Genomic DNA, 17,299 nt, shown 5'->3' on the forward strand with positions numbered 1-17,299 from the left:
AAGCAAATGAGGTGAAGGCAGTGGAAGAAGTCATCGCGCGTATTAACGAATTATCCCGTAAAAATAAAACGGTAGGTTTAACCGAAGAGGAAATAGCGGAACGTGCCGTATTGCGTCAGAAATATTTGGAGAATTTCAAAAGGAATTTCCGCCAGCAGTTGGATACGATTGAGATTGTAGACGGCGATCCTAACGATGTTGCTCACTAATGGCTTTACATTTATATAGCTAGCGTTGGCGCCGTTCCATGAACGGCGCTTGCAATATACAATAGGAGGAATAAGCTTGTCACGCACATGGGAGCGCAAAGTGCGCAAAAATACGAACCAAATTAACAAAGCGCGTAAAAAGCATGGAGCATCGCAGATTGGCACTTCATCTAAACCCAAGGTAGACCGTTTTACCGGCCGCAACTACATATTCCCGATTGTGCTCATTTTGTTGATCAGTATGTATACCGTTTTCGTTACGACGGATCCATCCTTTGAGCCTACGTCTATGTTCTGGGTAACGATCGGCTGCTACATTTTCCTGGCGCTTATTTTCTTCTTGCGCCGTCCTTACATTTCAATCGGCAAAGATTATATCCAGACCCGTAAAATGACGGGGGACAAGCAGCTGCATGTAACCAACATTAAAGGGATCAGCGTTCAAAACGGAGCTGTAGTGATCATGCAGCAAAAAGGCGCAAACTGGGTATTCTCGCGGCTGCTTAACCGTTATCCAACGGATGAGATCAGCAGCAGACTGCAGGATTTCGCCAAAACACACAATTTGCCTTTTGAACAAAAATAGAAAAAGAGTAGGAGAGTTATGCGAATTATGGGGAAGCAAGCGGTTCTATTTGATCTTGACGATACGCTGTTGTGGGATGACCGCAGCGTAAAAGAAGCATTTGAAGCAACATGCCAAGCCGGTGCGGAAGCTGCCGGCGTTGACTCGGAGCAGCTTGAAGAAGCCGTACGCAAAGAAGCGCGCGCTCTTTATGAATCCTATGAGACGTTCCCGTTCACGAAGATGATCGGTATTAACCCGTTTGAAGGGCTCTGGGCGAATTTTCGCGAAGGCGAGCAGGAAGAGTTCCGCAAGCTGGAGCAGCTTGCGCCGGGTTACCGCAAGGAAGCTTGGACACTCGGCTTGCGTGCGCTTGGCGTTGATAACGAAGAGCTGGGCGCTAAGCTGGCAGAGCAGTTCCCTGCGGAACGCCGCAAACGTCCGTTTGTCTATGACGAAACGTTCCGCGTGCTGGATGCGCTTAAAGGAAAGTACAAGCTGCTTTTGCTGACAAACGGTTCTCCGGATCTGCAGCGCGAGAAGCTTGCCGGCGTTCCTGAGCTGACTCCTTACTTCGATCACATCATTATCTCGGGCGAGTATGGTGAGGGCAAGCCTGCAGCTTCCATCTTCCGCCATGCGATGGAACGACTCGGAATCGAGCCGGATCATGGCATTATGGTTGGCGACAAGCTGACTACCGATATTCTAGGTGCGAATACGGTTGGCATGACATCCGTATGGGTGAACCGTCATGGTGCGGTTCGCAATGACGAAATCATTCCTTCGCATGAGATTACTCATTTGGAAGAACTGCTGCTGCTTCTCGAGCAATAATGAACAAGACAAAGCCCCTCGCCATCGGATGATGGAACGAGGGGCTTTTTTTAAAAGATCTTATTTAACGAAAGCAGGGTCTTCGAACGGATGCGCAATCCAGCCTTCTGTTTCGATGAACAGACGTACGGCTACGATTTGGCGGTTATCCATCAACGTGAAGAAGTGAGGGATTCTTTCCGGTACGGAGATAACGTCGCCGGCTTCGAGTTCAACGTCGAAGTAACCAACTTCTTCGGTACCTTTGATAACGAAGATGCCTTTCCCGGCTGTAATCGCGCGGACTTCATCTTCTGTATGTGTATGAACGGATTCGAATTTCTTCAGCAGTTCATCAAGGTTTGGAGTTGCATCGGATAATGTAATGATGTCCCAAGTTTTGTAACCGCGGCGAGCGGCAAGATCCGTAATATCAGCATTGAAAGTGGACAGAACTTCTGCTTTCTCTTCATCGGAGAGTACGAATTTCTCTTGAAGATGAGCAGGAAGTTTAGTTGCATCCCAATGTTCATAAAGAACTTCTTGATTTTCTAAAAATTCACGAACGTTCTGTTCTCCAAAAATACGTTCATTAGTATTGCGAATGCGAATTTCAGCCATTCTCAATCCCTCTTTCCCTATAGAAATTAACTGATAAGTCCAATTATATAGCAAATGTAGTCAAATGTCGATGGACTGCCTTTTCAGAGTGCGGCTATTCTGTTACACTATTTGTTAATGATTTTCGGAGGAAGGGTGTACGAAATTTGTTGAAACCGACCATACAAGAAATGATGCAGCAGCGGATACTCATCCTGGACGGAGCGATGGGAACAATGATTCAGCAGGAGGATTTGACTGCTGATGATTTTGGCGGAGACGAGCTTGACGGCTGTAATGAAATGCTCGTATTAACGCGTCCGGATGTTATTTCGAAGATCCATGAGAAGTATCTGGAAGCCGGCGCCGATATTTTGGAAACCAATACTTTTGGCGCGACTAGCGTCGTATTGGCGGAATATGACATTCCGGAAAAAGCCCGCGAAATTAACCTTGCTGCGGCCAAGCTGGCAAGAGATGCTGCGGATAAATTCTCGACACCTGACCGCCCTCGGTATGTAGCAGGCGCTTTGGGGCCAACTACCAAAACGTTGTCCGTTACCGGCGGAGTTACCTTTGACGAACTTGTAGACAGCTATTATGAACAAACCGTTGCCTTAATTGAAGGCGACGTAGACGCTATTCTTCTGGAGACATCGCAGGATACCTTAAACGTTAAAGCGGGAAGCATCGGGATCCGCAAGGCATTTGCGGCCATGAACCGCGAGCTTCCGATTATGATTTCGGGTACGATTGAGCCGATGGGCACGACGCTTGCCGGTCAATCCATTGAATCTTTCTACATTTCCCTGGAACACTTGAAACCGATTTCGATCGGACTGAATTGCGCGACAGGCCCGGAATTCATGCGCGACCATATTCGTTCGCTGAGCGAAATAGCGAATTCGGCTATAAGCTGTTATCCAAATGCGGGCTTACCGGATGAGAACGGTCAATACCATGAGTCTCCCGAATCTCTTGCGCGAAAAATGTCGGCATTTGCCGAGCAGGGCTGGCTTAACATTGCGGGCGGCTGCTGCGGCACAACTCCGGCGCACATTAAAGCCTTGTACGATACGATGGCGAATTATGCGCCGCGTACACAGTACGGTACTCATCCGGCAGCTGTGTCCGGTATTGATACGGTATATATCGAAGATGAGAACCGTCCGATTATGATCGGCGAACGGACCAATATTTCCGGATCCCGGAAGTTCAAACGCCTGATCAAAGAAGGCAAGTTCGACGAGGCTTCGGAAATCGCGCGTTCCCAGGTTAAAGGCGGCGCTCACATTATCGATATTAACCTGCAGGATACGGACATTGACGAAGCCTATGCGGTTCATGAGTTCCTGCCGCAGGTCGTGAAGAAGATTAAAGTGCCGTTAATGCTCGATTCGACGTATGACCATATTATCGAGCTCGGTCTGAAGTATTCGCAAGGTAAAGCTATCATCAACTCGATTAACCTGGAAGACGGCGAATCTAAGTTTGAGAAGATCCTGCCGCTGATTCATCAATACGGTGCCGCGGTTGTCATGATTCTGATCGATGAACGCGGACAGGCGGTTTCCCGCGAAGCGAAGATGGAAGTGGCCGAACGTTCTTATAACCTCCTTGTAAACAAATACGGCATGAATCCGGAAGATATCATTTTCGACCCGAACATGTTCCCGGTTGGCTCCGGCGACCCGCAGTATATCGGATCCGCCGTTGAGACGATCGAAGGCATCCGGATGATTAAGGAGAAGTTCCCGAAAGCAAAGACGATTCTGGGTCTGAGCAATATCTCGTTTGGTCTGCCTGATGCCGGCCGCGAGGTACTGAACTCGGTCTATCTGTACCACTGTACGAAAGCCGGTCTTGACTACGCGATCGTAAATACGGAAAAACTTGAGCGGTATGCTTCCATTCCAGAGGAAGAGCGCAAGCTTGCGGAAGATTTGATCTACAACACGAATGACGACACGCTTGCTGCATTCGTCGCGGCATTCCGCGAGAAGAAAGTCGTGAAGAAGGAGAAGGTATCGAATCTTTCTCTGGAGGAGCGTCTTGCTTCTTACATCGTGGAAGGCACGAAGGAAGGACTTATTCCCGACCTTGACGAAGCGCTCAAGAAATACACGGCGCTCGAAGTAATCAACGGACCGTTGATGCGAGGGATGGAAGAAGTAGGGCGTCTGTTCAACAATAACGAGCTGATCGTAGCGGAGGTGCTGCAAAGCGCCGAGGTAATGAAGGCGTCGGTCGCCCATCTGGAACAGTTCATGGAAAAGAATGAATCCTCCGTGAAGGGCAAAATCATTCTGGCTACGGTAAAAGGCGATGTGCATGACATCGGCAAAAACCTTGTCGAAATTATTTTGTCGAACAACGGTTACAAAATTATTAACCTGGGCATCAAAGTACCGCCTGAACAGCTGATTGAAGCGCAGCGCAAGGAAAATGCCGACATTATCGGTCTATCCGGTCTGCTCGTCAAATCCGCTCAACAGATGGTCGTAACCGCACAGGACATGCGTAACGCGGGTATTTCCGCTCCAATCATGGTTGGCGGCGCAGCACTTACGCGTAAATTCACGAAGACAAGGATCGGCCCCGAATACGACGGCTTGACGTTGTATGCGAAGGATGCGATGGACGGCCTGGATCTCGCGAACAAGCTGATGGATAAAGAGCATCGCGGCAGAATGGAAGAGGAATTGCGGATTTACAAAGAATCCGGCGGCGATGTGGAAGAGGAGAAAAAACCTCAGCCGCAGCTAACCCGGGTTGAACGCTCGAAAATCTCCGTGGATGCGCCTGTCTATATCCCGCCGGATACGGACAGACATATTTTGCGAGACGTTCCGATTCCGCATATCATTCCTTACGTGAACATGCAGATGCTGCTTGGTCATCACCTTGGTCTGAAGGGCAACGTGGATAACCTTCTCCAGGAAGGCAACGAGAAGGCCGTGCAGCTGAAAGAAACCGTTGACGGGATTTTGCAGGAAGGCACAACAAACGGTATTATTAAGGCGCATGGCATGTACCGTTTCTTCCCGGCGCAATCGTCCGGCAATGATATCATCATCTATGATCCTCAGGATCATACGAAGGAGATCAAGCGGTTTACGTTCCCGCGCCAACAGGTAGAACCATTCCTGTGCCTGGCGGATTATCTGAAACCGGTGGATAGCGGCGTAATGGATTACGTCGGTTTCCTCGTCGTAACAGCCGGTCAAGGCGTACGCGAATTGGCAAACGAGTGGAAGGAAAAAGGCGATTATCTTCGCTCGCATGCTTTGCAATCGGTGGCCCTGGAGGTAGCCGAGGCGATGGCGGAACGCGTCCACCATATGATGCGCGATATTTGGGGGTACCCGGATCCGGCGACAATGACGATGAAGCAGCGCTTTGGCGCGCGTTATCAAGGCATTCGCGTATCCTTCGGTTATCCGGCATGTCCGAATCTGGAAGACCAGGGGCCGCTCTTCGAGCTGATGAAGCCGGAAGATATCGGGGTGGAATTGACGGAAGGGTTCATGATGGAGCCGGAAGCATCCGTATCCGCGATGGTATTCGCCCATCCGGAAGCGCAATATTTCAACGTTGAAAAAGTAGAACGATAGATGCAAGCTAAGCCTCCGTAAGCGATGACTGGTTGACCAACCAGTACCAGCAAGCGGGGGCTTTCATCCTATTCATATGGTGATCTGGAGGTGGCAGCACAATGGAAATATGGTTTCTTGGAACAGGCGCAGGCCGCCCGATGAAGCATCGGAACGTAACGTCCATCGCGCTCAGGCTGCCGGATCCGGACTGTTCGTTATGGATGTTTGACGCGGGCGAAGGGACCCAGCATCAATTGATGCATACGCCGCTGAAGCTGAACAAGCTTGAGGCGCTGTTCGTTACCCATCTGCATGGCGATCATACATACGGGATTCCTGGGCTGCTCAGCACCCGTTCCTACGTTGGCGGCAATGGTCCGCTCCAGCTGTTCGGTCCGCCGGGCATCCGCGAAATGATTGAGACAGCGCTTACGTTAAGCAGTACCCGAATTGATTACGAAATTACTTACCATGAAGTTTCCGAAGGTGTGGTCTATAAAACCGAACGTTACACGGTTGAAGCACTGCCGCTGGAGCATCGCGTTCCTTGCTTTGGCTACCGCATAACCGAATGCGAAAGCCCGGGCAAGCTGAATGTCGAGCGGCTGCAGCAGTTGGGCGTCCCGGCGGGTCCGTTGTTTGGGCGGATTAAAAAAGGGGAAGATATTACGCTGCCTGACGGAACGGTTGTCCGAGCGGCAGACGTAGCGGGAAAACCGCAATGCGGTCGAATTATTACCATTGCAGGCGATACCAAACCTTGCGACAATGCTTTAAGGCTGGCGCAAAATGCGGATTTGCTCGTGCACGAAGCCACCTTCGCGGCCGGTCAGGAAGAGAAAGCCCATCTATACGGTCATTCTACGACCGTGGAAGCGGCAACCACCGCGCGGGATGCCAATGCCAAAAGGCTGATCATGACTCATTTCAGCACAAGGTTTGTCGATGAGGATCTTGCGGGCCTTGAAGAGGAAGCCAGGACGATTTTCCCGGAATCCTATGCCGCCCACGACCTGTATCATACCGAAATTCCTCGTCCCAAAGAGTAGTAAGCCAGCTCCTTACAAAATCAACACGGTTCGAAAATAATCCCATAACGGTCCCGTATTATGCTGATCTTAAATCTGCGGCTAAGGAGATGAGGTCAGGTGGATACGGGAAGTCATTTGCTGTTTGGCGCAACACTTGGCGGTCTTGCCATGCTGGACCCGGTTATTTCGGTTCATCCGGAGATCGGGTATGCGGTTCTGGCCGGTACGGTGCTGGGCAGTCACGCGCCGGATTTCGATGTCTTTGCAAGATTGAAGGGGCAAGCCGCCTACATTAGGAATCATCGGGGGGTTACGCATTCCGTGCCGGCTCCGCTTGTATGGGCTGCCGGGATTGGTGGGGCATTCGCATGGCTGTTTGGCGTGCTGGATCATGTCCTTTTGGTCATGTTATGGACGCTTGCCGCGGTATGCTTCCATATTGCTCTAGATCTGTTCAACACGTATGGCGTTCAATGCCTCCGGCCATTTTCCCGAAAATGGTGGCATTTGGATGCCCTTTGTCTGTTTGATCCTTATTTGTTCGGAGCTCATGCGATCGGATTGCTCTGCTGGATATTTGGCGTTCTCCCGCCGGGACCAATGTTTGCATGTATATACGCCGCAACCATTCTCTATATCGCCATACGCCTGCGGCTGCGGTGGCGGATCAAAAGAAGGCTTAAGCTCCAGCTTGGCAGGGTCACAGCCATAACGCTTGTACCCAGCATGTCGGGCAGGAGCTGGCAGTTTACCGCCGACTGCGGGGATTGCTATCGCACAGGCACCGTAACCGGCAGCCGGATCCAACTGGAATCCACGGTGATCAAATATGAGCCAAGCGAGCATGTTCCGGCGGTAAAGGCCGCACTGGAGGCTGACGGGGTAAAAGCATTTCTAGGTTTTGCCGACCAGGTGCATTTGCAGGTGGAGGAAAAACAGGACGGCTACGAGGTATCCTGGAAAGACGTACGGTTCTGGCGGGCCAATCAAATGGCGTTTGGCGTTGATGTTCAACTGGACAGGAATATGAAGGTGCTTGGCCATCATGTCGGCTGGAGCAAGCGTTCCTGGGAATCGCCTCATGTATAAATGACTGCCCGCCCCTTTCTGGGGGCGGTTTTTTTATCTGTCGCCAAAATATGTCTTCCTTGAATCCTCTAGCCAATCGAACAAATATTCGCTAAACTGTTGGTATCAAGGGGTGACGAACGTTTATGTTCAAGAAGAAAACTTTGCCTGAATTAATCGAGGAATTACGCTCAAATGAAAATATAGTGAATTGGCATGAGATGGAGCCGCAGGAGGCCAAAACCACGCCTTTCGACGACAGCGTGGATCTGCGGATCCGGGAGGCGTTGCAAAAACGCGGCATTTCCGAGCTGTACACCCATCAGGGAACAGCTTTCCGGCTTGCGTCCAAAGGAGAAAATATCGTCGCGGTTACGCCAACGGCATCCGGCAAGACATTATGCTATAACCTGCCCGTTCTCCAAGCGATTGCCAAGGATGATACAAGCCGCGCATTGTATTTGTTCCCGACCAAAGCGCTGGCACAGGACCAGAAGAGCGAGCTGAACGAGATTATAAGCGAGATGGGCATCGACATCAAGAGCTATACCTATGACGGCGACACTTCGCCGACGATCCGCCAGATCGTCCGCAAGGCCGGCCATATCGTTATAACGAATCCCGATATGCTTCATTCCGCCATCCTGCCTCATCATACGAAATGGGTCAGTCTGTTCGAGAATTTAAAATATATCGTCATTGACGAGCTGCATACCTACCGCGGCGTATTTGGCAGCCATGTGGCCAATGTCATTCGCAGGCTGAAGCGTATCTGCAAGTTTTACGGGAGCAATCCAATCTTTATTTGCACATCCGCAACCATTGCGAACCCTAAGGAATTGGCGGAGCAGTTAACCGGCAGCCCGATGCGTCTCATTGACGATAATGGCGCACCGAGGGGCCGGAAGCATTTTGTTTTCTATAATCCTCCAATCGTTAATGTGCCGCTGAACATCCGGAAAAGCGCGACCGTTGAAGTGAATCATCTGGCGAGGGAATTTCTGAAGAACAAGATTCAGACGATCGTATTTGCCCGCAGCCGCGTTAGAGTGGAGATTATCCTCAGCCATATCCAAGAGCTGGTCAAAAATGAAATCGGCACGAAGTCGATCCGGGGATACCGGGGCGGTTACCTGCCGAAGCAGCGAAGGGAGATCGAGAAGGGTCTCAGGGAAGGCGAGATCCTCGGGGTCGTCAGCACCAATGCTTTGGAGCTTGGCGTGGATATCGGGCAGCTTCAGGTCTGCGTGATGACCGGATACCCGGGCAGCGTCGCGAGCACCTGGCAGCAGGCGGGACGAGCCGGAAGAAGGCATGGCGAAGCGCTTATTCTGATGGTGGCCAGCTCCACGCCAATCGATCAGTATATCGTCCAGAATCCGGAATATTTCTTCGACCGCAATCCGGAATCCGCACGGATTAATCCGGAGAATCTGATTATTCTCGTCGATCATGTCCGCTGCGCGGCATACGAGCTGCCATTCAAGAACACGGAGGAATTCGGTCCGCTTGAGATCAGCGAGATTCTCGAATATCTCCAGGAGGAACGCGTGCTGCACAGAAGCGGCGACACCTTTTATTGGGCGAACCAGGCTTTTCCTGCAAGCGAGATCAGCCTGCGTTCCGCATCTCAGGAAAATGTCGTGATCGTTGATCAGACGAGTGTTGCCGATGTCCGTATTATTGGCGAGATGGACCGGTTCAGCGCGATGACGCTTCTTCATGACGAAGCTATTTACCTGCACGAAGGAGTGCAATATCAGGTTGAGAAGCTGGACTGGGACCACAAGAAGGCCTACGTCCGCGAAGTGGATGTCGAGTACTATACGGACGCCAATCTTGCGGTGAATCTGAAGGTTCTGGAGATCGACAAGTCCAGAATCTCCGGCAGCGGCGCCGTTCATCAAGGGGATGTGGCGGTTACGATGATCCCGACGATTTTCAAGAAAATCAAGCTTACCACTTTCGAAAATATCGGATCCGGACCTATTCATCTGCCTGAGCAGGAGCTTCATACCCGAGCAACCTGGCTTGAACTGAAGGATACCGATCCGGAGCTCGGAACCAAGGTGCTTGAGCAGCTGCTGCTTGGCATCGCGAACGTCATTCAGCACATCGTGCCGGTAATGGTGATGTGCGACCGGAGCGACGTTCATGTTACTTCCCAGATTAAGGCGGCCCATACGGGTCTGCCGACGATCTTTATTTACGACCATTATCCAGGCGGAATCGGGCTTGCCGACGACGTGTACAAACGCTTTGACGATGTGAAGCAGGCCGCCGCCAATCTAATCAAAAAATGCTCATGCAAGGATGGATGTCCATCATGTATCGGAAACGAAATCGAAGGAATCAACGGGAAGCAGAAAAGCGTACAGCTTTTATCCATGTTATAAATCTGCATGTTGATCTAGTAAAAGGGAGGAAGAACGGGATATGAGCAGTCTTCGCGATAAAATGAACCGGCTTCGCGGAAGCAGCAGCCCAGCTTCTTCTTCCGAAGAAGCCACAGCGGCCGTGCAAGCGCCGGCGCCGGCGCCAGCGTTGGATACGGACCATCTGGAGACCTTATCGGAAGAATGGTCCTCCATGGGAGTGAAGCTGCTTCATAATGAAGCGGGCAGCTTTCTGATGAGAAGGCTTGTATACCCTGCCGGCCACCAGCATGGCATTCATTGCTTGGGCGAGCTGCCTTCCGCTTCTGCCGGATTGAAGGCATTCCATGAGGTCCCGATTGAAGCGGAACAGCTATTGTATCTCGACCTTGAGACGACGGGGCTTGGCGTTGGCACGGGCAACGTGCCGTTTATGGTTGGCCTTGCCTATTGGTCGGGCTCCGAGCTGATCGTGGAGCAAGCGGTGATCCGCCACCCAGCCGAGGAGCGGGCGATGCTTTTTTACCTCAACGGCAAATTAGGCGGCTACCGCTATCTGGTGAGCTATAACGGCAAAACCTTCGATTGGCCGGTTATGCAGACCCGTTTCATTTTGCACGGATATAACCGGAAGCTGTGGGAGCCGCTTCATCTTGATTTTCTGCATCCTTCCCGCAGCATATGGAAGAACACACTCGCGTCGCTGCGGTTAAGCCATGTCGAAGAGGAACGGCTCGGAATCGAGCGGATCGACGATGTACCCGGCTCGCTTGCGCCTCAGCTGTATTTTCAGTTTCTCGCCGACGGCGATCCGGAGCCGCTGCGAGGTGTCTATCAGCATAATGAGATTGATATGCTGTCGCTGGTATGCCTGTCCATCCGCTTCGGCCATCTGCTAAACGGGAACTCGGCGGATGGCGGCTACCAGCTGCCGATGCCGGCGGAATCGGAAGAGCTTATTCGCACCGGCTTATGGCTGGAGAAGATGGGACATCAAGGCCGTGCGGAGCTTATGTTCGAAGCGGCGTTAAGCTGTGAACGTACCGCAGCCGCCACGCTGAACATGCTGGCCGCAAGGGACAAGAAAGCTGGCAATTGGCAGCGAGCTGTGTTATTGTGGCAGAAGGCTGTTATACAGTCGGTCCAGCATGGATCGGCTGGCTTGAATGCGAGCATTGAGCTGGCTATGTATTACGAGCATAAGCTGAAGCAATACGATTCAGCTCTATCATATGTGACAGAAGCATTGGAATTGGCGCTTAGCGATCCTCTCGGGAGAAGGGACGCGAAGCGCCGCGCCGAAATCGAAGGCCTTCGCAAGAGGAGGGAGCGGCTTCTGCGCAAGACGGGAAGGAAGCTTGCGGAATGAACGAACAATCAGCGCCGATGAAAGGCTTGCTCCTTGATCTGGACGGTACTTTATATCACGGCACTCAGCGAATTGACGGTGCGGACCAGCTTATCCGGCAGCTTCGGGAATGGAAGCTGCCTTACCGGTTCGTAACGAATAACTCGACCGTATCCCCGGAAGCCGTTGCCGAGCGGCTGCGCAAAATGGGAATCGACGCCGAGCCGCGCGAGGTATGCACCTCCGCGCAGGCTGCGGCGCAATACATAGCAAACCAAAAGCCCGGCGCATCTGTGCTGGTCATCGGGGAAAGCGGGCTCATTGAAGCCGTTGAAGCTGCGGGCTTGCGGATTACCGAAGAGCAGCCGGATTATGTCCTGCAGGGTCTGGATCGTCAGCTGTCGTACGAACAGCTGACAAGAGCGGTAAGATCGATACTCCAAGGAGCCGAATTTGTGTTGACCAACCCCGATCTGCTGCTGCCCGGAGAAGGCGGCTTATTCCCCGGCGCTGGATCGATAGGTGCCATGCTGACGGCGGCTGGCGGCAAGGAGCCCACTCTAATCGGCAAGCCGTCCAAGATACTAATGGACTATTCCCTGCGCCAGATTGGTCTGTCAGCGGAAGAGACTTGGGTCATCGGCGATAACCTGGCAACGGATATTGCGGCGGGCCATGCCTCGGGTTGCGGAACGATACTTGTGCTAACCGGATTAACGACGAAAGATAATCTCGACTACTACGCGGAACGCGCAGGCTGCAGGCCTGACGTCGTTTGCGACGATTTGCATAAGCTGGTCTCGTATATTTCGTCCTCAATCGGGATATAAGAGAAAGCAATAGAGCGGACAGGAAGGAAGCGAGCTTGCATGCCGGAACTACCGGAAATGGAACATTACCGATTACGATTGTCGGAGCTGATTATCGGCTCGCCGATTACGGGTACGGAAGTTACCCGCGACAAATCGATTAATATTAGCGCCGAGCAATTCGAAGCGGAATTGGTTGGCCGGACGATATGGTTTGTGGAACGCAGAGGCAAGCACCTTTTATTCCACCTCGATAACGGCAAGCGTCTCGTGCTTCATCTGATGCTTGGAGGGACGCTCTTTTTCGGCAGCGACGAAGAGCGACCTGACCGCACGGTACAGGTAACGATCCGTTTCGCGACGGGTAATTTGTATTTTATCGGTCTGCGGCTCGGTTACTTGCATTTTATGTCCGTGAAGGAAGCGGATGCGAAGCTTTCCGAGCTTGGGCCGGATCCGTTCGATAAAAGATTGACGCTTGAACGTTTTAAAGCACGCTTCGATAAGAAGAGAGGCGCGCTCAAAACAGCGCTTGTGGACCAGCATGTGCTATCAGGGATCGGCAATTGCTATGCGGACGAGATTGCTTTCGCGGCAAAAATTCGCCCGGATGCAAAAATTCCTTCCTTGACAGACGAAACATGGGAACGAGTCTATGATTCGATGCATAGTGTGTTAAAGGAAGCGATTTCAAAAGGTGGCTACATGGAGCTGCCGTTAACGGCTGGGGATACGATTACCGGCGGTTTCAACGATCACTGTCAGGTGTATGACCGCGGGGGGGAACCATGCTTTGTCTGCGGCACTGCTATCGAGCAGTTCGAGATCTCTTCGCGCAAAGCTTTCGTTTGCCCGGTCTGCCAGAAGGAACAGTAGAGCGATGTACATCGGCCGTCATCTCAGCATAAAAGAAGGCTATGCCTCCGCCGCCAAAGCCGCCTATTCGGGCGGCATTAATGCTTTTCAGTATTTTCCTAAAAACCCTCGCAGCCTTGGAATCAAATCTTTCGACCGGAGAGAGGCCGAGCGTTGCGCGGAAGTGTGCAGGCAACACGATATACGGACCATCGCTCATTCCCCTTATCCGACGAACCTTGCTTCGGAGCGGGAGGATGTCCGTCAGCGTACCGTTGAATCGTTGCTTAACGATCTGGATATTGCAAACAGCTGCGGCTCGATTGGCGTTGTCGTTCATTTTGGCGTGTATAAAGGGAAAGAACCGCTTGCCGGTTACCAATCCATTATTCAATCGCTGAATGAAGTGTCAAGCCGGTGGAAAGGGAATGCCAAGCTGCTGATTGAGATTCAATCGGGCGAGCATACGTTTATGGGGACGACCATCGAGGAGCTGGCCCAAATCCGGGGATTATGCGCGGAGCCTGAAAAGTTGGCTTTTTGCCTGGATACGTGCCATATGTTTGCGAGCGGTTTATGGCATGGGGAGACGGATGCGGAGTGGCTGAAGAAAGCCGGCTTATTAGGAGTGCTGGAGCATGTCGCGGCTGTGCATTTCAATGACTCGATGTTCGCGGCTGGCGCTCGGCGAGATCGGCATGCGGCGCTTGGAAGCGGTCATATCGGCGAAGATGGAATGAAGTGGCTGATGTCCGTTCCCGCGCTTGCCAATGTTCCTTTTATACTGGAAACGCCTTCAGACGAAGACGGTACTTATGGAAGGCAATTAAACCTGATGCGCGAATGGGGGACATGAACAATGATACATGTATATCTGGATGACTACCGTCCTTGTCCGAAAGGCTTCGTGCTTGCTCGGAATGCGGAGGAATGCAAGCTTCTGATTGATTCCGAAGCCATAGATATCTTGTCGCTGGACTATGATCTCGGCTGGAACGAGCCGACGGGTTATGAGGTCGTCCGTCATATGGTGGAATCTGCCCGTTATCCGAAAATAGTCTATCTGCATACCTCCAGCACGGCAGGAAGAATGCACATGTATCATATGCTGTCGTCCCATGCGCCGATTGAGATGAAAATTATGAACGGGCCAATGCCGGACTCGCTGCTTGACGAAATTGCGGCCGGCAGCCGATTATAGATGTTTGTTTGGGTTGGTGTAACAACGGAGGTGTTGAAGTGAGCCGATGGATTGGTACGGCTAATCAGGGGTATTCTCCCTATGCAATTGAAGAGCTTCGGCGGCTGTTAGACGGCGTTAAAGTAACGCAGCTCGCCGCCGGAGAAACTTTTTTATTCGACAGCGAGCGGTCTGCGGAAGACGTTGCCGCGGCTGTTGCGACGGACAAGCCGATTTTCCTGAGGCATCTTCAGCCTGTTGATCGTACGGTGGAGATCAAAGGCAATGCGGATGATCTGCAGGAGCTGTCGGAGACGATAAGACGTTCGCGTCTGCTGTTTGAGGACAAGCAGGTGGCTATCCATGTCCGCCGCTCGAACAAGACGGCATTCCCGTATTCCGCTTCGGACACAAAGGCTGTGCTGGACGCGGTATTGGAGGAGCTGGATGCCGAACCCGTCGTACAGAATCCGGATATTATCATTGCCATTTATGCCGCGGCAGGCGAGCTGTATATCGGCTTTGGCCGGCCGGAGGAAATGCTGTCCGACTGGCCTGGCGGAGCGATACGCTTCCAGCGGGAGGAAGGGCAGATCTCGCGCGCCAAATTCAAGCTTCTTGAAGCGGAGCGGGAATTTGGGCTTGATTATTCCAAGTTCCGGAATGCGGTGGACATTGGAGCGGCTCCCGGCGGCTGGACATCCCTGCTGCTTGAACGCGGTCTGCGGGTAACGGCGATTGATCCGGGAGACATGCACCCGTCGCTGGCCGGGCATCCCGCATTGACGTACCTGAAACGGAATGCATCGGAGGTCAAGTTCAAGCCGGGTTCCTTTGACCTTCTTGTCTGCGATATGAGCTGGAGCCCCATGCAGATGTGCCGTCTGGTGCTTGATTTGGAAGAGACGCTTGCCCCACATGCTACGGCTATTATTACGATAAAGCTGATGCACAAAAAGCCGCTTCAGACCATTCGCGAGGTCAAGGAGCGCTTTTCAACCGCATTTATCATTAAACGCGCCAAGCAGTTATTCCATAACCGCGAGGAGATTACGTTATACTTGGAAAAGAAGCAGTAGCGCGATATAACGAAATACAACAGGGAAAGCATCCCGGTTTGATCAGGAGTCCAGTTGGACTTTTGTTTCAAGCCGGGATTTTTTTGCGAATATTCATGTTTATCATAAGGGGGTTGTTATCATGCAAAATGAAGGAAGGTTGAATCATCTCGAATCCGGTACGGTGATCGGAGAGCGCTACGCGCTGGTCGGCAAGCTTGGCAGCGGGGGGATGGGGGATGTGTACGCCGCCGAGGATTTGAAGCTTCAAGGGAAGCTGCGCGCAATCAAAGTGACGGATTCGGACCGTGCTTCGGAAGAAGCCAGGATGCTGATGCGCCTCAGCCATCCGAATCTGCCTCATATCATGGACAGCTTCACGTTAACGGGTTATGGAGCTGAAGCCATCGTTATGGACTATATCCATGGAGTGACTCTTGGAGATCTGTTTAACCGTAATAATCGGCAGCTCTCTTTCATGGAAGTATTAAAGCTTGCGCTGCCGATTTGCTCGGCGCTTGTATACTTGCATAACCAATTTCCGCCAATTATTCATCGCGATCTAAAGCCAGCCAATATTATGGTTGAAAACAACGGACATGTCCGGCTGATCGATTTTGGAATCGCCAAATCCAAAACCGCCCTGCAGACGAAGACGACGATGAAGCTGGGAACGCCGGGCTTCGCTGCACCGGAGCAGCACCTGGGACGGAGCGAGGCCAGGACCGACATATACGGGTTTGGAGCTTTGCTCTATTACTTGCTTAGCGAAGGGAGTTACGTAAATCATGCAGAAATGGTGCACCGGAGCAGCAGCTTTATCCGGGGATTGCGGGCGGATGTACCAAGCAGGTTCGCGGATTTGCTATGGAGAATGATTCAGCCCCGTATTGAAGACCGGTATAATACGATGGTTGAGGTGGAGAAGGAGCTGCATGCTTTTGCCGGAATTTCCGCTAATAGAGCCACTTCTGTCCGTTTTAGCGGAACGTCTATGCTTGCTCAAGGAGGCAATCCGGAAGGCTTTCGTACGATGACGATTGCCGTCGTTCCGGTCTCATCCGGAGCAGGTGCCACGTTTGTGGCGATTACTCTGGCAAAGCTGCTTGCTGCTGGCGGAATCCCTTGCGCTGCCGCGGAATTTCCTTCCGAACGGCCTGAATGGGCGGCATTGCTGCGAAGTAATATGAGTGGACGAGATCAACTGGAAGACAGGTATTATAGCTGGAACGAGCAGGGGGTAAGGTGGCATGCCCGGAAGCAACCGGTTACCCAAGATTATAGAGATGAGCTGGATAAGCTCCAGCTGCGTTTGAGAGCGAAGGAGATTGCCGTATCCGTTACCGATGTATCCGGCGGCGTGTTAAGCTGGCGCAAGGAATGGCTGCTTGAGTCGGATCTTGTGCTCGTTGTTGCCGATCCTTATCCTTCGAGATGGAAGGCGGATCAGATTCTGGAGCTGGAGCAAATTGGCAGAAAGCTTGAAGCTCGCGGAGCTTCCCTGAAATGGATCGTCAACAAGGATGCAAAATTTTCGGGAAGAAGCGAATGGATCGGAATGCTGCCCGAACATCCGATTGCCGCTGTACCGCTGCTGCCGGCAGCCGAGTGGCTGGATGCGATTTGGCGCGGAAAATGGGCCACGGATATAAAAGGAATGGGCAAGGCGCTGGATAAAGCTTATAAGCCTCTGCTTGATTTTATCTCGCAAGAATCGCAAAGGAATGAAGCTCATGTCAGGTTTGGACGCTGACCTTGCTTGCAATTGAAATAAACCTTCTTTATGATG

15 protein-coding genes are annotated in these 17,299 nt (G+C 52.0%); 14 read left to right on the forward strand and 1 reads right to left on the reverse strand.

Going from position 1 to position 17,299, the window contains the following annotated elements; genetic code table 11:
• The first annotated feature begins 20 nt into the window (after positions 1-20).
• From WFJ73_RS05205 to WFJ73_RS05215, 3 genes are all read left to right on the forward strand, one after another.
• Positions 21-209 (forward strand): DUF896 domain-containing protein, encoded by a 189-nt coding sequence (locus WFJ73_RS05205; protein ID WP_336772008.1) that lies wholly within the window; start codon positions 21-23, stop codon positions 207-209.
• Positions 210-285: 76 nt separating this feature from the next.
• On the forward strand, positions 286-795 hold the full coding sequence (locus WFJ73_RS05210) for a hypothetical protein (protein WP_336772009.1): 510 nt from the start codon (positions 286-288) through the stop codon (positions 793-795).
• A gap of 27 nt (positions 796-822) precedes the next feature.
• Positions 823-1,611: an HAD family hydrolase gene (locus WFJ73_RS05215; RefSeq protein ID WP_336772010.1), complete on the forward strand. Its 789-nt coding sequence runs from the start codon at positions 823-825 to the stop codon at positions 1,609-1,611.
• A 60-nt stretch (positions 1,612-1,671) separates the two neighbouring features.
• On the opposite strand, the gene WFJ73_RS05220 is transcribed toward WFJ73_RS05215, so the two are convergent.
• Entirely contained in the window at positions 1,672-2,211 is a 540-nt protein-coding gene (locus WFJ73_RS05220) for an acireductone dioxygenase (RefSeq protein WP_336772011.1), read from the reverse strand.
• A 146-nt stretch (positions 2,212-2,357) separates the two neighbouring features.
• Between WFJ73_RS05220 and metH the strand changes: the two genes are divergently transcribed.
• The 11 genes from metH (at position 2,358) to WFJ73_RS05275 (ending at position 17,263) form a co-directional block, all read left to right on the forward strand.
• Positions 2,358-5,804 carry a methionine synthase gene (gene metH, locus WFJ73_RS05225; RefSeq protein WP_336772012.1) on the forward strand — a complete coding sequence of 1,149 codons (3,447 nt, stop codon included), beginning with the start codon at positions 2,358-2,360 and terminating at the stop codon, positions 5,802-5,804.
• A gap of 101 nt (positions 5,805-5,905) precedes the next feature.
• Positions 5,906-6,835: a ribonuclease Z gene (gene rnz / locus WFJ73_RS05230; RefSeq protein WP_336772013.1), complete on the forward strand. Its 930-nt coding sequence runs from the start codon at positions 5,906-5,908 to the stop codon at positions 6,833-6,835.
• 99 nt (positions 6,836-6,934) lie between these two features.
• The gene (locus WFJ73_RS05235) at positions 6,935-7,906 is read left to right on the forward strand and encodes a metal-dependent hydrolase (protein ID WP_336772014.1); all 972 of its coding nucleotides are present in this window, start codon (positions 6,935-6,937) and stop codon (positions 7,904-7,906) included.
• 125 nt (positions 7,907-8,031) lie between these two features.
• Positions 8,032-10,281 (forward strand): DEAD/DEAH box helicase, encoded by a 2,250-nt coding sequence (locus WFJ73_RS05240; protein WP_336772015.1) that lies wholly within the window; start codon positions 8,032-8,034, stop codon positions 10,279-10,281.
• A 40-nt stretch (positions 10,282-10,321) separates the two neighbouring features.
• Positions 10,322-11,629 (forward strand): ribonuclease H-like domain-containing protein, encoded by a 1,308-nt coding sequence (locus WFJ73_RS05245; RefSeq protein ID WP_336772016.1) that lies wholly within the window; start codon positions 10,322-10,324, stop codon positions 11,627-11,629.
• Positions 11,626-12,438 (forward strand): TIGR01457 family HAD-type hydrolase, encoded by an 813-nt coding sequence (locus WFJ73_RS05250; RefSeq protein ID WP_336772017.1) that lies wholly within the window; start codon positions 11,626-11,628, stop codon positions 12,436-12,438. The genes WFJ73_RS05245 and WFJ73_RS05250 overlap by 4 nt, the downstream gene beginning before the upstream one ends.
• Before the next feature lie 39 nt (positions 12,439-12,477).
• Positions 12,478-13,293, forward strand: coding sequence for a DNA-formamidopyrimidine glycosylase (mutM, locus tag WFJ73_RS05255; RefSeq protein ID WP_336772018.1), 816 nt, complete (start codon positions 12,478-12,480; stop codon positions 13,291-13,293).
• A gap of 4 nt (positions 13,294-13,297) precedes the next feature.
• Entirely contained in the window at positions 13,298-14,128 is an 831-nt protein-coding gene (locus WFJ73_RS05260) for a deoxyribonuclease IV (RefSeq protein WP_336772019.1), read from the forward strand.
• Positions 14,129-14,131: 3 nt separating this feature from the next.
• Positions 14,132-14,473 carry a cyclic-phosphate processing receiver domain-containing protein gene (locus tag WFJ73_RS05265; protein WP_336772020.1) on the forward strand — a complete coding sequence of 114 codons (342 nt, stop codon included), beginning with the start codon at positions 14,132-14,134 and terminating at the stop codon, positions 14,471-14,473.
• A 38-nt stretch (positions 14,474-14,511) separates the two neighbouring features.
• Positions 14,512-15,531, forward strand: a complete 1,020-nt coding sequence (locus WFJ73_RS05270) for an SAM-dependent methyltransferase (protein WP_336772021.1) — start codon at positions 14,512-14,514, stop codon at positions 15,529-15,531.
• Positions 15,532-15,652: 121 nt separating this feature from the next.
• The gene (locus tag WFJ73_RS05275; protein ID WP_336772022.1) at positions 15,653-17,263 is read left to right on the forward strand and encodes a serine/threonine-protein kinase; all 1,611 of its coding nucleotides are present in this window, start codon (positions 15,653-15,655) and stop codon (positions 17,261-17,263) included.
• Positions 17,264-17,299: the final 36 nt, after the last annotated feature.

The sequence above is a fragment of the Paenibacillus sp. MMO-58 genome, from assembly GCF_037146255.1.
GTDB lineage: Bacteria > Bacillota > Bacilli > Paenibacillales > Paenibacillaceae > Pristimantibacillus.

Excerpts from the sequence above, each read along its gene's own strand:
- WFJ73_RS05260 (WP_336772019.1), top strand. The coding sequence starts at position 13,298 with ATGTACATCGGCCGTCATCTCAGCATAAAAGAAGGCTATGCCTCCGCC.
- mutM (WP_336772018.1), top strand. The coding sequence starts at position 12,478 with ATGCCGGAACTACCGGAAATGGAACATTACCGATTACGATTGTCGGAG.
- WFJ73_RS05220 (WP_336772011.1), bottom strand. The coding sequence starts at position 2,211 with ATGGCTGAAATTCGCATTCGCAATACTAATGAACGTATTTTTGGAGAA.
- WFJ73_RS05245 (WP_336772016.1), top strand. The coding sequence starts at position 10,322 with ATGAGCAGTCTTCGCGATAAAATGAACCGGCTTCGCGGAAGCAGCAGC.
- rnz (WP_336772013.1), top strand. The coding sequence starts at position 5,906 with ATGGAAATATGGTTTCTTGGAACAGGCGCAGGCCGCCCGATGAAGCAT.
- WFJ73_RS05265 (WP_336772020.1), top strand. The coding sequence starts at position 14,132 with ATGATACATGTATATCTGGATGACTACCGTCCTTGTCCGAAAGGCTTC.
- WFJ73_RS05240 (WP_336772015.1), top strand. The coding sequence starts at position 8,032 with ATGTTCAAGAAGAAAACTTTGCCTGAATTAATCGAGGAATTACGCTCA.
- WFJ73_RS05215 (WP_336772010.1), top strand. The coding sequence starts at position 823 with ATGGGGAAGCAAGCGGTTCTATTTGATCTTGACGATACGCTGTTGTGG.
- WFJ73_RS05275 (WP_336772022.1), top strand. The coding sequence starts at position 15,653 with ATGCAAAATGAAGGAAGGTTGAATCATCTCGAATCCGGTACGGTGATC.
- WFJ73_RS05250 (WP_336772017.1), top strand. The coding sequence starts at position 11,626 with ATGAACGAACAATCAGCGCCGATGAAAGGCTTGCTCCTTGATCTGGAC.